This is a genomic window from Lysinibacillus sp. G1-3 (assembly GCF_056322905.1).
This window is the reverse complement of the sequence record NZ_JBWHYQ010000016.1, coordinates 34,659-53,363: the sequence shown is the minus strand read 5'-3', so window position 1 is coordinate 53,363 and position 18,705 is coordinate 34,659. Positions and strand designations below refer to the sequence as shown.

16 protein-coding genes and 1 pseudogene are annotated in these 18,705 nt (G+C 36.3%); 2 read left to right on the top strand and 15 right to left on the bottom strand.

Going from position 1 to position 18,705, the window contains the following annotated elements; translation table 11 throughout:
* Positions 1-56 precede the first annotated feature (56 nt).
* A pseudogene (locus tag ACVYAD_RS17405) lies at positions 57-550 on the bottom strand (GNAT family N-acetyltransferase).
* A 306-nt stretch (positions 551-856) separates the two neighbouring features.
* Here ACVYAD_RS17405 and ACVYAD_RS17400 point away from each other — a divergent pair.
* The gene (locus ACVYAD_RS17400) at positions 857-1,372 is read left to right on the top strand and encodes a SpoIIIAH-like family protein (RefSeq protein ID WP_476427298.1); all 516 of its coding nucleotides are present in this window, start codon (positions 857-859) and stop codon (positions 1,370-1,372) included.
* 209 nt (positions 1,373-1,581) lie between these two features.
* Positions 1,582-2,199 (top strand): exosporium glycoprotein BclB-related protein, encoded by a 618-nt coding sequence (locus tag ACVYAD_RS17395; RefSeq protein ID WP_476427297.1) that lies wholly within the window; start codon positions 1,582-1,584, stop codon positions 2,197-2,199.
* A gap of 280 nt (positions 2,200-2,479) precedes the next feature.
* Here ACVYAD_RS17395 and ACVYAD_RS17390 read toward each other — a convergent pair whose 3' ends face one another.
* The 14 genes from ACVYAD_RS17390 to hpaB form a co-directional block, all read right to left on the bottom strand.
* Positions 2,480-3,859: an aminotransferase family protein gene (locus ACVYAD_RS17390; RefSeq protein WP_476427296.1), complete on the bottom strand. Its 1,380-nt coding sequence runs from the start codon at positions 3,857-3,859 to the stop codon at positions 2,480-2,482.
* A gap of 50 nt (positions 3,860-3,909) precedes the next feature.
* Entirely contained in the window at positions 3,910-5,214 is a 1,305-nt protein-coding gene (locus tag ACVYAD_RS17385) for an APC family permease (RefSeq protein WP_476427295.1), read from the bottom strand.
* 608 nt (positions 5,215-5,822) lie between these two features.
* Positions 5,823-6,638, bottom strand: a complete 816-nt coding sequence (locus tag ACVYAD_RS17380) for a helix-turn-helix transcriptional regulator (protein ID WP_349660120.1) — start codon at positions 6,636-6,638, stop codon at positions 5,823-5,825.
* Positions 6,639-7,446: 808 nt separating this feature from the next.
* On the bottom strand, positions 7,447-8,940 hold the full coding sequence (locus ACVYAD_RS17375; protein ID WP_476427294.1) for an aldehyde dehydrogenase family protein: 1,494 nt from the start codon (positions 8,938-8,940) through the stop codon (positions 7,447-7,449).
* A gap of 348 nt (positions 8,941-9,288) precedes the next feature.
* On the bottom strand, positions 9,289-9,675 hold the full coding sequence (locus ACVYAD_RS17370) for a 5-carboxymethyl-2-hydroxymuconate Delta-isomerase (protein WP_349660118.1): 387 nt from the start codon (positions 9,673-9,675) through the stop codon (positions 9,289-9,291).
* 13 nt (positions 9,676-9,688) lie between these two features.
* Positions 9,689-10,477 carry a fumarylacetoacetate hydrolase family protein gene (locus ACVYAD_RS17365; protein ID WP_476427293.1) on the bottom strand — a complete coding sequence of 263 codons (789 nt, stop codon included), beginning with the start codon at positions 10,475-10,477 and terminating at the stop codon, positions 9,689-9,691.
* Positions 10,478-10,511: 34 nt separating this feature from the next.
* On the bottom strand, positions 10,512-11,270 hold the full coding sequence (locus ACVYAD_RS17360; RefSeq protein WP_476427292.1) for a fumarylacetoacetate hydrolase family protein: 759 nt from the start codon (positions 11,268-11,270) through the stop codon (positions 10,512-10,514).
* A gap of 76 nt (positions 11,271-11,346) precedes the next feature.
* The gene (locus tag ACVYAD_RS17355) at positions 11,347-12,903 is read right to left on the bottom strand and encodes a solute symporter family protein (RefSeq protein ID WP_476427291.1); all 1,557 of its coding nucleotides are present in this window, start codon (positions 12,901-12,903) and stop codon (positions 11,347-11,349) included.
* Positions 12,904-12,907: 4 nt separating this feature from the next.
* Complete coding sequence (locus ACVYAD_RS17350; RefSeq protein WP_349660114.1) at positions 12,908-13,261, bottom strand: DUF485 domain-containing protein; 354 nt, start codon at positions 13,259-13,261, stop codon at positions 12,908-12,910.
* 55 nt (positions 13,262-13,316) lie between these two features.
* Positions 13,317-14,759: an aldehyde dehydrogenase family protein gene (locus ACVYAD_RS17345; RefSeq protein WP_476427290.1), complete on the bottom strand. Its 1,443-nt coding sequence runs from the start codon at positions 14,757-14,759 to the stop codon at positions 13,317-13,319.
* 33 nt (positions 14,760-14,792) lie between these two features.
* Positions 14,793-15,689: a cytidyltransferase gene (locus ACVYAD_RS17340; protein ID WP_476427289.1), complete on the bottom strand. Its 897-nt coding sequence runs from the start codon at positions 15,687-15,689 to the stop codon at positions 14,793-14,795.
* A gap of 21 nt (positions 15,690-15,710) precedes the next feature.
* Positions 15,711-16,184: a flavin reductase family protein gene (locus tag ACVYAD_RS17335; RefSeq protein ID WP_476427288.1), complete on the bottom strand. Its 474-nt coding sequence runs from the start codon at positions 16,182-16,184 to the stop codon at positions 15,711-15,713.
* Positions 16,185-16,207: 23 nt separating this feature from the next.
* Positions 16,208-17,191: a 3,4-dihydroxyphenylacetate 2,3-dioxygenase gene (hpaD, locus tag ACVYAD_RS17330; RefSeq protein WP_349660110.1), complete on the bottom strand. Its 984-nt coding sequence runs from the start codon at positions 17,189-17,191 to the stop codon at positions 16,208-16,210.
* A gap of 26 nt (positions 17,192-17,217) precedes the next feature.
* The gene (gene hpaB / locus ACVYAD_RS17325) at positions 17,218-18,690 is read right to left on the bottom strand and encodes a 4-hydroxyphenylacetate 3-monooxygenase, oxygenase component (protein ID WP_476427287.1); all 1,473 of its coding nucleotides are present in this window, start codon (positions 18,688-18,690) and stop codon (positions 17,218-17,220) included.
* Between the last annotated feature and the right edge of the window lie 15 nt (positions 18,691-18,705).

Here is an 18,705-nt window from a genome sequence, read left to right as displayed (position 1 = left end):
TTTAATGTAGCAATAAGTTGTAGTTGTAATCATTTAGTATTCATTATGTTTTACAATTACAACTTAATTAATGAATATACATCGTGAGTTTTATTAAAAATAAACGATTCCTTTTCCTTTATTAAACCATTTTTTTCAGCCACACGAATAGAAGGTCCATTTTTGGGGTCAATAATACTTATTATTTTTTCTTGTCCCAAATGTACAAATCCATATTCCACACAACCTTTAGCTGCTTCAGTTGCATATCCTTTAGACCAATATTTTTTATGAATATGGTAGCCCACCTCAATTTCATTTTTTCCATCAACTATTTGTTTAACGAGGCCACAATCTCCAATTAATTCCTTCGATTCTTTTAAACAGACAGCCATAAACCATAACCATCTTCTCGATATCTTTGTTTATTTTTCTCAACCCAATTTTTAGTTTGTTCTAAATTAAATGGTGATGGATAATATTTCATTGTTTCGGCATCTGAAAAAATTGAGTAAAGGACAGAAATATCCTCATCATTAAATTCTCGTAATTCTAGTCTCTCTGTTTCCATAATTATCAAAATAGTGCCCTCCTTAAATCATTTTTCTTATTCTAAGTTTATAACAATCCAAAACAGTATTGTGCAAATCTGTTAATTTATTTTTTCAAGGTTTATGTAAGAATTAAGTTTCTTAGGAGTATATTTAAGGTAAGTAAGACGATGCTCTACTAACTCTCTTTCAAGTGAGGGCTCATTAATAACGTATTTCTTGCCATTAAAATAATAAACGATACTGTTACATAAACTTCTCATTAAACAGACTTTGAAAAGATGCATAATGGTATTTCACCATATTTATTGATGGAGGGACAGTGCATGCGTAAATCGTCTTGGTTACTTATATTATTAACTCTAGTAGCGGTTATTTCAGTCTATTCTTTGATAGATTCATCAAAACAATCAAAAGAGGAAATTACATTCACAGAAGGTACAGATCAAAAAGAAACTTTACAGAATGTGACAAAGGAAGTTTCCTCCCCAAGCTCTTTATTTGAAGAAACGCGCCTACAAGTTAGTAATGAACGAAATCAACTTCGCCAAAAATTAACTCAAAAAATCACATCAGATGGGTATTTTGCTGAAGAAAAAAATAAGGCAGCTATTGAAATTGATACTCTCAATAAAGAAGAATCTACAGAAACAATGCTTGAGATGCAAATTAAGTCACTAGGCTATCCCGATGCTTTAGTAAGAATAGAAGGCAAAGAAGTTTCTGTAACACTGATGGCAAAGGAACTATCGAAATATTCCGCAAATGAAATTATCTATCTGGTAATAAAAGAATGCAGGGATGCTAATGTGCAAGTTAAATTCGGCGCTACTAATTATTAAAGACTAGAGAAAAATGGTCTACAATATATAAACAAACGTTTCTGGGTAGCGTTTACGACATGTAGAGATTTTTTTGTTAGCTTACACCCGTCTCCCAAAATGAGTGGCTTTTTTCATCGTTTAAAAACAAAGAAATAATATTTATCAAGTTTATAGCCCTTCCCACTTCCCTTCTTCAACATATCCTAGCGATAAAAGGAGGGAAGTTTGTGTGCAAAAATAATTGTAATAGTTCATCAGTAAGAAAAGATTGTAATAACTTAGGACCATTTGTGGCCACAGATATCAATTGTATAAATTCAGAAATTGGGAATGGCGGAGAAAATCAAGGTGGTTCAATAATTCCCTTCTCCTCTGGAAGACAAACAGTCGTTGAAAATATACTTGGCAATAGGCTTGCTAGTCTCATAGGGTTTGGTTCTGCTGTAGACCTTGTACCTCTTGCAAATAATACGATTAATTTAACTGCAATTTTTAGTGAAGCCTTCAGCGTCCCACGTGACGGGAAGATAACTGCTATTTCAGCCTCATATAATGCACTCTCAGGGCAGGTTGAATCAGGAGCTTTGACAATCCGTGCTCAAATTTTTCATGCACCTGTAGGTAGTAATACTTTTACTGGTACAAGTGCTAGCGTTGATTTAGTTCCATCTATTACAGAACCTATTCCCGTAGACCTTTTAGTTTTTGCATCGGCTACTATCCCACCAGTACCTGTAACTGCAGGTGATCGTTTATTAATGGTATTTTATATTTCATCGTTACCAGGAGAAATTGCAGTTGACATTATTATTGGTAATGCGAGTGCAGGAATTAATATTGTTTAAAATAGGTTCTCATCCATTTTTGACTCTTGTTGAATCGCTCTTTTCAGATCAATCTATATTTTTATTTAGCCGGTGAGCCTGTACTATATAAGGCTTTATCGCTTCACTTTACTTTCGCTTCTTCACGATGTTAGATACGTGTCAATAAATAAGGTTTTAGCCTCCATTCTCCTACTCTATATTGCATAGAAAGTTTAGATCGTATGATGAATAAAAGACCAGGTACTAACATGTTTATGAGCGCCTGGTCAGCAGTTGTTTATTGGATATAGTACGTGAATTAAATTTGTTTTTCAAACCTTTTAAAAGCATCAGACATTCTGTTAATAATCTCTTCAACCTGTTGGCTTGTAATAATAAGCGGTGGCGCAAGAGCAACTGTATTTGTTCCCTTCCAATCGAAATAACGTAATTGTAGGCCTAAGTCCATGCATATATCTGTATACAGAGCTGCCGCGTGTACCGCCGGATCAAATGAGATGCCGTTTTCAGGATCTTTAACTAGCTCAATACCGGCAAGTAGGCCAAGACCTCTTATATTCGTGATATGTTTATAATTGCTTTCGAGATACTTAAGTCCTTTTAATAATTCTTCACCGCGAAGTCTACTATTCTCAACAATTTGATCTCTTTCTAATATCTCAAGTGTCTTCAGGCCAACCGCGCAAGCCATTGGATGTCCACTATATGTGAATCCATGGAACATCATTTCATCTGATTGAATAAATGCTTCTCTTACATGCTCTCTCATAATTACAGCACCTAGGTGGGCGTAGCCGCTCGAGATTCCTTTTGCAACACATAAAAAGTCCGGAACAATGTTCCAATTATCAACACCAAAGGTCTTTCCTGTTCTTCCAAACCCACAAATCACCTCATCTGCAATAAGCAAAATGTTGTGTTCGTCGCAAAGTTTGCGAACAGCTTGAAGGTATCCGTCAGGAGGGAACCTTACCCCGCCTGCGCCTTGGATTGGCTCCAGAATGACAGCGGCAATGTTACCGGATCCTTCTGACTCAATTATCCCACGAATAGAACGCGAATAATTTGGATCACTTTTATCACCAAGTTCTGCATTCAAAACATGCGCTGCAGCTGTAAGGAAGTTCGGAGCATTAGAAGTCGTAAATTTGTTGAATCCTTCGATTCCAGTAGCACTAGTGGCTCCTACTGTAACCCCATGGAATGATTGTTCAAGAGAAATAATTTTAGTTTTCTCTGGCTGACCTTTTACTTTCCAATAAAAACGAGCTAGCTTAAATGCAGTATCATTAGATTCCGAACCTCCCGATGTGAAAAAGCAAACATTCAAATCACCAGGTGCTAATGAGGCCACTTTCTGTGCTAAAAGGATAGCAGGCTCATTGGATTGTCCGCTGAAAGAAGAGCTGTAAGAAAGTTTTAACATCTGCTGTTTTGCTACCTCAGCAAGCTCTTCATTTCCATAGCCAAGGTTAACATTCCAAAGCATCGAAACCCCATCAATACGCTCTTTCCCCTCTATGTCTTTCAGATAAATTCCTTTACCTTCTGTAAAAATTGTTGAGGGCCCTGATAAATAATGAGCTCTTGGTGGAGTGGTTGGATGTAAATAATGTTTTTTATCTAGTTCTGATAATTCCAATTTGTTTAAGTTATTCCGCTTTGCAACGTATTGCATATTTTATTCCTCCTTTAATGTCTGAGTAGGTATAAAGCTTATTATTTTAGTTAACTAATATTCTGCCCTTTTATATCTGTTAAGAGTTTCTTGGATTCTTTTGAATACATGGATCGAATCGAGAAATAACAAACACCAAATCCCATCCAAGTAAATCCAACTATTTTTCCGGCTGTTGAAAGCCCCCACAAAATATAAAGACAAACCGACACCCCAATTAATGGAACAACCAAATATTTAACGATATTTTTTCGCTTATTTTTTAAATAGTAATGATTAATAACACAAATATTTACGAAAGCAAATCCTAATAATCCACCAAACGCGACTAAGTCGGATACAATTTGCAAATCCAAAGATATTGCACCAATAACGCCGATTATTGACATTAATAAAATATTATTCATCGGTGTTTTATACTTTGGATGAATATAGCTAAAAAATTTTTGAGGGATGACATTGTCACGCCCCATCCCCAAGAGCAGACGACTTGAAGCTGATTGGCTTGCTAAAGCGCTTGCAATTCCAGATGCGATAATCGTAAATGTAATAAAAGTCTGAAGAAACCCGCCCCCTATCGTCTCTAAAACGTTGAAGAAGGCTGTGTTGGGATTATCAATAGTTAAATAGTTTCCTACAAGAATCACTGCTAAATAAGTGACGGAAACATAAAATACCGTTTGAATGACACAGGTAAACATAATGGCCAAACCAATTTTATTCCCCTCTACGTTCGTCTCTTCAGCTAAGGTTGTAATAGCATCAAAACCTAGGTAAGCGACAATAACAATTGCTGCCCCGCCAATAACTGCTCCTATTGAAAAAGAATCACCATCATAAATTGCCTTATAATTTATTAAAGATAAATCACCCGTTATTATAAAATGACTTGCGCTAAAAACGAAGGCAATCACCGCGATAATCATGAAGAGCACTAAAACTGAATTCAACTTAGTTGCTATATCAATTCCGATTATATTAACAATCGTGATTGGAATAGCGAAAATGAGAACCCACCCCCAAACCGGAATACTTGGTACAAGGGCGTTTGCAAAACTTGCACTGATCAAAAAAGTTAGCATGGGTATCAACAGATAATCAAGCAGCATTCCCCATCCAGCAATAAATCCTATTTTAGGGTGTAGCGCTTGATGGGCGTAGGTATAGGTTGAGCCCGCAACCGGGTAAGCTTCAACCATTTTACCGAAACTGTACGCTGTAAATAACATAGCAACAAAACCAAGAACATATGAGAGGACAGAATGGCCCTGAGATACCAATGTGATAATTCCAAACATTGACATCGCTGCAACTGGTGCCATAAAACCAAGACCAAAAATAACTAAATCTCGCATCTTTAAACTTCTTTTTAGACTTTGCCCATCTGATACAATTTGAATGTTCTCTATAATCCCTACCCCCATTGGCATTATTATAATTTTGTTATTTATACAAAGCGTTACCCTCCGTATTCAAAACTTTCCTATTAAAGTAAACCCATGCGTGCTTTGTCTAACTGTACATTTCCGGTTCTGAGATCAATAGACTCAAACGTTCTACTTGACGTAGCCTCAACCCAATTACCATTAATGAACAGTTGGTATTGCGTCAATCATCTGACTCCCCTCTTTTGTTTTGTTGATTGCCCATTTTTCCTTTGACTGTAGTAGGAACAATAAGCATTCTTTCTATTAATTTCAGATTATCAGAATAAGATAATTTGATATTGTAAAAATCGGAACATTCTAAATCTTCACCTAAAAAAAGTTATCAAACGCGTATGTCAGGCGCACGTAAAAGAGGGTGGGACATAACTAATTTGTCCTTTATGAAAGACGGATAATTTTTAAATTAACAAAGAATATAAATAGAAAACCCGAACTATTACGAAACACAGAATGCGCGTTTCGTAATATTGTTCGTGTTTTTATTGGCTAAAATCCTTCTGTCCCAGCCTCTTTAGCTAGACAATCATTATTCTTTTTTGCCCCGTTAATTGGTAAGGTGTCGTGCATCCAAAATTCCGAAACTCACGAATCAAATGAGCTTGGTCATAATAACCATTCTCATAAATAACATCATTTAACGTAAAGTGGGTTGTCCTCAGAAGCATATTTAGTGATGATTGAAATCTAACTATTTGGCTAAATAATTTGGGGGAAATTCCAATATGGTCTTCAAATTGTTTTCTTAAATATCTAGTTGAATATCCTACTTCTTCTGCAAGTTGCGTAATGGTAATATTTCCTCTTGTCGCGTATATATTATATAATGATTGTTTTATTAGTTTTGTTGATTTATCAATCTCAAAAATATGACTTTCCAATATTTCATTGAATATATTGACTCTCTGCATAAAACTTTCATCGGTTGCTACCCTTTCTAAAATATTCGTATTTACAGGAAACATTTCATTTAAGGAAATTTCTTTATCTGTAAGGTCTTTTATACCGAATTTTAGTTTCTTAATATCTAGGCATGGCAGAAAACGAATACCAAAGTATGTACTGTTTGGGAGTAGATTAATCACTCTACTTTTAGTAACGCTTCCACAAATATTACCGTAGTGCTGATCACAATTAATGAGAATATCGATACATCCATCCGGAATAACAGAAATTTGACTACTTACCCCTCCCATTTTAAATTGATAAAACAGAATAGATGGTTGATTTGGTTTAATTCTAACTTTTTGTTCAATATAGTAATCTGTTTGAAATTCAAAGTCAGGCTGGGACGGCAAGTAACTAATTATTTTCGAATTCAAAGGACTAATCAACTTTTTACCCCCTTGTAATACAAATTAGTAAACGCTTACAATTCGATGCTTAATATATGATTATTTCCTAGGTTAATCAAATAACAGCTAAATCAACTGTTTACTACTTTTCTTACACAAAGTAAGTTTAAGTAGGTATTTTGCAATTAATCAGGGTTGATTCCTTATCTACGTCTACTCTCTGGCTAAATGATTACAAGGAGATAAGGTATGATGAACTTAATCTTAATGCCTTTTTTTCGCATAAAAATAGCCATCTTCATTTCAAGAAGTAGCTATTCTTCATTTTGGAAATACCCTGCCAGGAGATTTTCCAAGACACACCAAGCCTTAAATTAAATTTTTCTATACTTACATAAATTAACTCAATAACATGCTATCTAAAAAATTCAAAAATGAACCAAAGTATATTTCTGAATTAGTAGAGCTTTCATATTCCACGTCACTACGAACGTTCGTAAAAAAAGTGTAATTAAAAAAGGAAAAATAATCAATATAACTTTTGGAAAATTTAGATAATTAATCACCTTCCCTCAGTGTTACTGACTTTTTATTTAATGATGATGGTTATTACTTTATTTTAAATCGGAAGTGGCATTGCCGTTCCTGATTCAATCATCGTAAAATCCCTAAATTCATTGAAAAAGTAAAACGAGTTATCAAAAAACGAATAGCGGGAAAATTTTAAAATAGCAATTTAGAGCGCTTTCCCACTCTTAATTACTATCAGTATTTAAGTTAAAAGCCTGTATCCCTTGTTACCTCAAGGTTACAGGCTTTTTTAACAACCATGAATTTCGCTGCAATCCTAAAACGGATAATCTAATTTGCTCGTTTGTACAGATACCCATTTCGCAACAGTAAACTCCTCTACAATCCATTCATATCCAAAGCGTCCAATTCCACTTTGTTTCACTCCACCAAATGGAACATTTCCTTCTAGCACTGCAGGCATATCATTTATATGTGTTGTACCAGATTCGATCTCAAGGGCTAATCTTTCCCCTCTTTCTATGTCACTAGTCAGAATGGCAGAGGATAATCCATATTCCGTGTCATTCGCAAAGCGAATGGCCTCTTCATCACTTTCAGCCGGAATAATTTGTGCAACAGGACCGAAGATCTCGCAAGATGCAAGACTTGAATCATTAGGTACATCAACAAATACAAATGGAGAAATAACATTTCCTGTACGGTCACCTTCTACGGCAACTTTTAATCCCTTTTCCTTTGCTTTATTAACTAAATCCATGATTTTATCAGCTTGTTTTTCATTTATAACAGGTCCAATAATTGTTTTTGGGTCTTTAGGGTCTCCTACTGTTAATCCCTTAACTTTTTCTACGTATTTAGTAACAAATTCATCATAAATATCTTTATGAACAATAATTCGATTTGTAATCGCACAAATTTGACCACTATGCAAAAATTTCCCGAAGATGGCTACTTTCACCGCTTGTTCAACGTCGGCATCTTTTAAAACTACTAAAGGGTTATTGCCTCCAAGTTCTAATGCCATTTGTTTTAATGTTCCGCCTGTTACTTTATTAATATATTTTCCTACTTCAGTTGATCCTGTAAAACTGATAAACGAAGAATTCGTATTTAACAGGAATTCATCTCCTGCTTCTTGAAGATCAGTTAAAATTGTATTAAACACTCCAGCAGGAAGTCCTGCTTCTTCAAAAGCTTTTGCAAAAACTTGTCCGCCAACTATTCCTACTTGGAGATCTGGTTTATGAACAACACTATTCCCGAGAGCAATGGCAGGGAAAATTGTTCTTGTTGCCATGTTAAATGGGAAGTTAAAAGGTGTGATGGACGTAATAACACCTAAAGGTAATCGATATACACGACTAACCTTTCCCGGTGTAGAAGATGTATAATGTTTAGGTGTGTAAATTTCATCTACCATATTTATAGAATCTTTGATGTCACTAACTCCAAAGCCAAACTCAATTTGAGCTTTAAGTAGTGTTCCACCAGTTTCTCGTGTAATTAATTCCAAAATATACTCTTTATTTTTCTCTAAATAGTGTAATGCTTTCGTTAAAACTTCTCTTCTTTGTTCTGGAGTAGATTTAGCCCACTCCTTTTGTGCTGCTTTTGCTTTTTGATAAGCGTCTTTTATTTGCTCTATATTCGCTAATTCTACAGATGTAATAATTGACTGATCATATGGATCCTTTATTGAATAGGTTCTTGCACTACCACCCTCTACCCATTGACCTCCAATATAACTTTTGTTGATTTTACTTGCCCATTCAATGCAGTTCACATCTAAAGCTTGATTGTTTGTCATTTAAAGTCCCCTTCCTAAAATGAAAATCTACACTTAACGCGATGTAACCTAAATTGTAAGCGAAATCAATTTTTTTTTATTGTAAAAAGCGGAACTACTCTTACAAACAGATTCAACCATTGTTTCATATTTACCTCGTTCACATTGTATTTCGCCTTTTCCTGCTCGTTTTCACAATGCATGTTTCATCTAATAAAACGAGTCATCCCGAATGTTGTCTAAAGGCTCATAACCTCGGAAAAATGGAGGTTATGAGCCTTTTAATCAATAAAAAACAACAGTGATGAAAACTAGAAAACTCCTTTTAGCCAAATTCTAATCTATTACCTTGATTGACTTTCAGCCCTTTTACTTTTTAAAACGCTTATGGATATTATTATACTTGTAAGTACCTTCCTCACTGAATTCAATCAATTCCATCGATAATGCTAGATAGCGCCTATTATATAAATCAGCAAAATGATCCTTGATTACTTCGAATAGTTCGTCACAAGTTTCTTTCTTATGTTCAGCCGATCTACCTGCCCCAATTTTTAATGTAGCATGAACAAATGCATCATCTTCTTCTCCATCTGCTACTCGGTAATCATGAAGTTCAACTGCTCTTGATCGAATTCCTCCAGTTGGAAAAAGATTACTACGGCTAATCAAAACATCATTCACTTTTTCAAGCAAATTTGGAATGGCTGCTTCTTCCTTTATGTTATCGGTATACTCAACAATAAAATGCGGCATGTTTTCATCCCTTTCACTGACTAAAAATGGCGTTCTCACTTTCTGTTCTTAAGAACTGTTTTTCACTAATAATAGTATTTACTAGTCGCCCCACACCTTCAATTTCAGTAATGACTTCATCCCCTACCTTTGTATCAACTAAGCCCTCAGGCGTACCAGTAAGGATAATGTCGTTTTTATTTAATGTCATAAAACTACTTAAATACTCAATTAAATGCGGAATACTAAAAATCATATCTTTCGTTGTGCCTTCCTGCGTAACTTTTCCATTTACATAAGTACGCAATGTAAGATTCATAGGATCTTCAATATCTTTTGCATCGACTAGCCATGGACCGATTGGTGTACAATTATCTCTATTCTTTACTTTTAAGTTCGGACGATAATAGTTTTCTAAATAATCACGGATGGCATAGTCATTTGCAACTGTATATCCTGCTACATAATCATAAGCATCTTCTCGTTTAATGTTAGTCCCGGAACGCCCTATGACAACTGCAAGTTCACATTCATAATGCATATTGGTAGCCTCAGCCGGTCGGTACGTCTGACCTCGATGACCAATAAAAGTATTAGGACCTTTTAGAAAAACTAAAGGTTCTGTTGGTGCTTGAAAAGCAAGTTCCTTTGCATGATCTGCATAATTTAGCCCTAAAGCGAAAACGGTTCTAGGTTGGACAGGCGGTAGCCAGACCACTTCCTCCTCAGAAACAATTTGTCCATTATCTAGTTTCAGGTGACCATCATCTGTTTCAATCGCTTGATGAATGACATCCTGAAATACTACACGTGCATGTTTCATAATAATCACGCTCCTTTATAAAACAATGAGATTCTCATTTAACTGTATTTTCTAAATAACCGATTCCATCGATTTCAATTCGTACTCGATCTCCCTCTTTAACAAGAGGAGGATTTTCAGGTACCCCAACTAGTAAAACATCGCCCTCAAACAGGGTCATGAATCCCGAAATTTCAGAAATAAGTTGTGATACAGGTCGAATTAAATTGGCCGTTGTATTCTTTTGTTTTAATTCATCGTTAACGAATACTGTAATCGTCAACTTATTCGGGTCAGCGATTGCATCGCGTTCAATAATCCATGGACCTACAGGGCAAAATTTATCTCTTGCTTTTTGTTTAATAGCTGGTCGGTATAAACTCTCATGTGGAATACTCACATCATTTACAATGGTGTATCCTAATACATGATCTAAAGCTTTTTCTTCTGTTACACGAGTAGCCTTTTTCCCAATGACAATGCCTAATGAGGCACCTACTTGCAGATGCGACGTATCCTCGGGTAGTGGAATTGAAGATTTAAATCCAGTAATCGTGTTTACCGGTTTTATATATAACACAGGCGCTTTGGGAGGCTGTTTATAAGGTTCTATCGTTAAAGATGAGCCTAATGCCTCAAGCTCGCCACTATAATTTAATAAAGCCCCATATACTGTACCCGAAATTGGCGCCTCCAAAGAGGACTGCTCTAAGGTTACATTTCTATCACCGAGAATGATTGTATTGCTTTGAGGATCTACTTCCACTTCTTTTGTGTGAAGGGTTTCACTCAATTTAATAATTGCCTTACTCATAACTATTCACACCTCTCATAAACTCGTAAAATTCTTCTGATGATTACTTAATCTTTTTGAACTTGCCAAACTATCACTAATGATTAACTACACCTTTAACATCATTACCTATATTTGACTTAACGATAATTTCTGAAAAATTATCCTCTACATTTTTTGTCTTACGGGCCCCTATTAATGTACCAATATAGCAGCCTAAGAAACCTAACGGTATAGAAAGAATTCCTGGTGACGCAAGAGGGAAAATAGGCTTACCAGTAAATAAGGCTACACCTGGTTCCGGATTCCAAACATTTGGACTTAACATAACTAGACCAATCGTGCTAATTAATCCTATAAGCATCCCGAAGATTGCTCCATTTTTGTTGAACTTTCTCCAAAAAATAGTTAATAAAATAACTGGTAAATTCGAACTCGCTGCTAATGTAAGAGCGATTGATGCTACAAAGGCAACATTAAAATTTTGAAGAAATAGTGATAAGGCAATGGCGATAGCAGTGATGACAATCGACGCAAGACGTACCATAAACATTTGCTGTTTTTCGGTTGCTTTCCCGTCTTTTAAAATTTCGTTATAAAAGTCATGAGAAAATGCTGTTGCTCCCGTAACTACAATTCCAGCAACAACTGCGAGAATAGTAGCAAAGGAAACCGCAGAAATAAAAGCAAACATAAAATCTCCGCCAATATACTTTGCTAATAATGGCGCTGCCATATTTCCTGCTGGGTTAGCCTCAATAATTTTCGAAGTTCCAACTAGCTTTGCCGCTCCAAACCCAAGGAAAATAACCATAATATGGAACAACCCCATAATCCACATAAGCCAAACAACTGACTTTCTGGCAACCTTAGCATTCGGTACAGTTAAAAAGCGAACTAATACATGGGGTAGACCCGCTGTCCCAAGAATGAGCCCAAGTGTTAAAGAAGCAGCATCCCATCCGTTTTTATATTTCAAACCAGGGTTTAAGAAATCAATTCCAAAAGGAGTGGCTGTTTTCATATCCGTAAAAATGCCAATAAAATTAAAATTAAATTTCCACATAACCATTACAAACATAATAAAGGTTCCACCTACTAAAAGAACGGCTTTAATAATTTGAACCCAGCTTGTTGCGGTCATTCCTCCAAACAAAACAAAAGCTAACATAGCAACACCAACAATAAGGACTGAAGTATTATACGGAATACCTAATAATAATTTGAATAAAGCTCCAGCAGCAACAAGCTGTGCAAGCATATAAAAAACTGAGATGATTATTGTATTGAAGGCAGTTACTCCTCGTACTTGTTTAAACTTAAATCGAGCAGTAATCATATCACCTAACGTATATTTCCCTAGATTCCTTAATGGTTCTGCAACTAAAAATAAAATGACAAGAAATGAAACTAGCGCACCGTACATGAGGAAGAATCCGTCATATCCCGTTAAAGAAAAGGCTCCAATTAACCCTAAAAAGGTAGATGCAGACATAAAGTCACCTGCTAAAGCAAGTCCATTTTGCCTAGCAGTCAGACCCCCTCCAGCTGTATAAAAAGAACCTGCTGTTTTTGTTTTTTTGGAAGCATAGTACGTAATGAAAAGTACCCCTATTGACATGAGTACAAAAAGAAGAATAATATCCCATCCCATATGTTTACAGCCCCTCTTTTACTATGATTTGCTTTACTTTTTCGTCAAATTCAGCAGACTTCTTTACGTAAATACTGCATACTCCAAATGACATAAAGATAATTGAAATACCGTAAATCCACGCCAACGTAATGTCTCCTATTACTTGAACGTTTAATATATTTGTAAACAATGATAGGAATGGTAAAGCTAGTGAATAAGCCAAATAAAAAATTGTGTATGAAATAATAAACTTTTTCTTATCTAAAAGTAGTTGTTTAAAATCCTCTGAAGTGGAAATTTTGTCATAATCGATTTGGTTGTTGTCCTGTTGTTCGATATCTTTTTTTACATTACTCTGTTCTTTTACTAGCTCCAAATTGATAGCACCTCTTTCCTAATAATTCAATAGGGTTCTTAAATGCTTCTAATTTTTAATTTCTATTAAAAACTACTAGTTTTAGCTCTGTCATTTCCTCTACGGCATATTTTATGCCTTCTCTTCCGACTCCACTTTCCTTCACACCTCCATAAGGCATGTTATCTACACGAAACGTTGGAATGTCATTAATCATTATGCCTCCAACATGAAGGTTTTCAGCTGCAGTTAACGCTGTATGAACATTATCCGTGTAAATTCCCGCTTGGAGACCATATCGCGAATCATTTACTTGCTCAATCGCTCCCTCTACTGCTTGCACTTTATTGATGATGACAATTGGAGCAAACACTTCTTGACATGAAACTTTTAACGAAGACTCTGCGTTTAATAATACCGTTGGCAATAGAATATTTCCTTTGGCGATTCCTCCAGTTGCTACTTCTGCTCCATGTTGTTTCGCCTCATGAATCCAATCTAAAGTACGTTCCACATCTTCTTTTGAAATAAGCGCTGAAACATCCGTACGTGGATCTAAAGGGTCACCAATTTTGAGTTGCTGAGTTGCTTCAACAAATTTTTGCACAAATGTTTCGTACAAACTTTCATGAATATAAATGCGTTGTAATGATATACATACTTGACCTTGGAAAGAAAAGGCTCCCTTCACACAACGATTAATAATTGAATCTATATCGATCCCTTTATCAATAATAACGGCTGCATTCGAACCCAGTTCTAATGTCACGCGCTTCAGTCCAGCTTTGTTTCGAATACCAATCCCAACAGCTGGGCTTCCGGTAAATGTAATAGCTGCAATTCTATCATCGGTCACGATTTTATCCCCCACGACTCTACCGCTTCCAGTAATAACATTAAGAGCTCCATTAGGTAAACCAGCCTCCTGTAACAACTCTGCTAAAAAGAAAGAAGATAGTGGAGTTTGAGATGCTGGTTTTAATACAACTGTATTTCCTGCGGCAATGGCAGGACCTACTTTATGGGCTACTAAATTCATCGGGAAATTAAATGGAGTAATCGCTCCAATAACCCCAATAGGTTCACGCACCGTATATGCTACTCGTTTTTCTCCGCCTGGTGCAGCATCCAATGGAATTGTTTCTCCATGAATTCGCTTTGCTTCTTCAGCTGCAAACTTATATGTTTGTATGGTCCGTTTTACTTCTTCGATTGCAGTAGCAATTGGTTTAGCTGCCTCTAAAGCGATAATTTCTGCAGCTTCATCTAAACGCTTCTCATACAAATCTACTAAACGTTCCAAAATAGCTGCACGTTCGTGAGCTGGCATTTTCGCCATGACTGTTTTTGCACGACATGCAGCATCAATTGCCTCATTCACTTCTTTTTCATTAGCCTTAGGAATATATGCAATAACATCTCCAGAGTATGGAGATGTTAGGGATGCATGTTCAGTGGCTTCTTGCCATTGACCATCAATATATAAGTTTTTCTTTCTTACTTGCACTTTTAAATTCATATTCTACTCCTTTCTGTAATAGCCTACTTTTAATTAGATTACTAGTTCATCTTTTTTCATGTATTCATTCATTCCGTATGACTCATTCTGCTTGCCATATTTATAATCTAGCCACTTTACCTTAATCCGCTTCTTGTATGGGTATACAGAACAATCTTTTAATTGTATTAATATTGAAGAATGTTGCTCATTTATAGATATTTGGTGGCAGGTTCCATCATAATTATTACCATCTAGTTCAACTTGAATATGGTAAATACCAGGTTTAGGCATTCGGTATCTCTTTTTTACTATTAATTTTAGAAACTGATGTTTATTGTAAAAAAGAAAACTTTGATTCACTTCTCCATTAATTTCATAAAAATCACCAAGGTACATAGGAATCTTTTGCACATGACCTTCATCAAGCAATTTTCGGATTGCTGTTGAACTAATTTTTTCATCATAATATTGGATCTTTGAAACAGTCGTTACTTCAAAACTTCCGGGACTATACTCTGATAACGTTTTCATATTACCGAGACCTTTATAGCCATAATGATAATCAAAGCCTGCTACAACATGTATACATCCAAGTCCAATAATGTATTGTTCAACAAAATCGTTTGGAGAAAGACGGGCAAACTCGGAGCTAAACTCAACAACAAATAACTTCTCAACACCTAACTTTTCGAATCGATCTTCTTTCAAAGGAAGCGGAGTTAAATAAGTCATTGGCTCCATATGAGGAAAGAGTATATCTTTTGGGTGCGGATAAAACGTTATAACACCAAAGGCACATTGTTTTTGCCTAGCAATTTGTTTTGCTGTTTCAAGAATTTTTTGATGGCCGATGTGAACGCCATCAAAAAAACCAAGAGCCAAAACACAAGCTTCCATTTCAGTGAACTTTGATTTATCAATTGAACTGTTGATAGTAATTGTCTCCATCGTTTGCCCTCCCCTTTTATGTTAAGTTAACTGCGGCGCGGTGATCTGGCCATATTTTCCTGCAAAGAATGTCAGGGGATTTCCTTCACGGAGCACAATATCTTCTATTTCTCCAAGGAATAGCGTATGGTCACCAGCTACTTGCTTTCCATATACATTACATACAATATTCGCCAGAGCATCCTTTACTACCGAGATTTCGCTTAGGCGGTCAAATTCTGGTTCACGCTTTTCTTTGATCTGGCCGGCGAATAACATAGAAACTTCTTGCTGGTCTTCCGATAAAATATTCACTGCAAATTTACCGGAGCGGTTAATTTTATCCAGCATTTTTGCATTTTCTTTAATCGATATTAGTACGAGTTTCGGATTTAGCGACACTGACATGAAGGCATTTGCCGTCATGCCATGAGGCTCTCCATCAATATCCGTTGTAATAACTGTTACGCCGGTAGCAAATTTACCCATGGCATCTCGAAATATACGATCATCCATTGAAACTCCTCCATTCTTTTAATTTATATAACAAGTTCTGGTTTCCTCTGTGCAAGAATTGGTGACATCGATTGAATTTGTTCATTTGTTTCAATATCTAAAAACGGAGATGTTTCATTAAACCAGCTGTCCGGTGCTTTTGCACCCCATAATGTTTGACGACGTGGGTCATTTAAATCCCATCGGATTGGCTCGAAGTCATTGTCACTTGTTAAGTAATCTCCGTTATACAGCTCAATGCGGTATCCATCTGGATCTCTTAAATACAAGAAGAACGCATTGGATAAACCATGGCGTGCTGGACCTCTTTCAATGTTCTGTGAATAGCCAAGAGAAGCTAAAACATCGCAGCAGTGAATTAGAGCAAGTGGATCCGGTAGCCAGTAAGCAAAGTGATGAAGACGCGGACCATCTCCGTTCATAAAGGCTTGATCATGCACAGTCTGTTTGCGGTGGAGCCACGCAGCCCAGATACTTCCATTTTCTATAGTTGTATATTCGGAACATGCAAAGCCTAGTTCGTTGATAAAGAAGTTGTAAGCTTTTTCCACATCCGGTACAGCACAGTTTACGTGGTCAATCCTTTGAATTCGTGCCCCGCTGTATAAGTCGTAGCGCTGAAGTAAGCGCTCTGCTTTTTCAATCTTGCAGAAAAATTCAAGAGGCATTCCTGAAATATCATGTACATGCAGTGCACGTCCAAGAGCATGCTGGGTTCCTTCCTTGAGCCACTTTGTTTTTAAGCCTTTTGATTGAAACAATTCAGCCAGACGATCAAGATCTTCTTCTTTTTCTACTTTGTAACCGAGTGCGTGTACCCCTAACGTCTCGGACTTTTTAAGAACCAAGCTGTGGTGTGTGTGTTCTTCAAGCCCTCTTAAATAAACACAGTTGTCCTTTGTTTCCGTTTCAATCATGCCAAGCGCTTTTACATAAAAATCTTTTGAACGATCTAAATCCTTCACATTAATAACAGTTCTGGCAATGCGAATGATATTGAAATCCATACTCCTCATCTCCCTTAGTCGTTTAATTAGCTATTTTTAACAAACTCTTCTGATCGATTCAAAAATTCTTTTACACGATTAACATATTCCTGTTTGTCATACCCGTTATAAAGCGTACTTGCCATTCTAACGGGATCACCAAAGAAGAAGCGCTCATAAAGTGTTTGTCGAGAACCGAATGAACTTATACATACATCCCACGCCAAACGATAAAGTTTCACACGATCATAAGCATCTCCAGTAGCTGATTGTAAATACTTATCAAGATCCGGACGAATATCAGAATTGAAGTCTGATTCTGATGGAATCGCCATTAAGCCACTTGCACCCATTAATTGCATAATTTCAGTAAAGCGAGGGTAAATTTTAGGGAAGTAATGACGTGCTGCATTTAACGGTGCAAAATCTGGTGTCATAGTTCCCCATCTATCCACTTTTGCATTTGCTTCGGCAGCAACGACATATGCTTTCATCGTTTCAAGTGCAATAATTACTTCAGAGATTTTCTCCTGTATATGTTGGTATTGGCCAATATTAATTGTCTCTGCCATTAATTGAAGAATACCAAGTACAAACTCTGTTTTCGCGATATTTTTTGATACAACTTGATGGGTCATATGAACAACTGCATTACTTTCGTTGTAGGCCTGGTTACACACATTAACATCACCAAGGGCAAAGACTCGATTCCAAGGAACGACAACATTATCAAACACTACAATAGTATCCATTTCTTCAAAGCGAGACCCTAGCGGATGGTCGAAATGAGACTTACCATAATCAAAAGATTCTCGACAAATAAACTTTAAGCCCGGAGTATTATTAGGAATAGAAAATGCAAATGCATATGGATTTTCTTCAGCTGATTGTTTTAACAAAGTAGATGGGAATACCATGATTTCATCTGTAATACCACCTTGAGTAGCAAGTAATCTTGCCCCTTTAATAACAACCCCTTCAGATGTTTTCTCTTTAATCCGTGCTGCAATATACGGATCTGGAAGCTGTGCTGAATTTACTCCCCTATTGACTTGAGGCTGAATCAACGTATGTGTTAAAGATAAATCATTTTCACGGCAATACTCGTAGTAGTTGGCCATGTTTTCGGCATAAATGGAGTCCTGTTTTCCAAACATTTCTGAAGCTGAACCATACGCCATCATCCCGACATTAATGTAATCTGGGGAACGTCCCATCATGCCACCATTATATTTCGCCCATTCTTGCATCATTTTACGACGTGTCACCAAATCTTCTTTTGTTTTTGGCTGTATAAAAGATGTACCTACCCGTTCACCAGTAGTTGGAGATACATATGTCATGTAATCCCTTTTTTCTGGATCATGTTGCAAATCATAAAGTTCTGCCTGAGTTTTCATAACCCCCTTAAAAGCTGAATGTTCAGAAATTTTACCTTCTACTCGTTTTCCATCAATCCATATATTTGCTTGTGCATTATCAACTCTTTCAATATATTGCTTTCCTGTTTTTGCTGGCATTATTGCTTCCCCCTC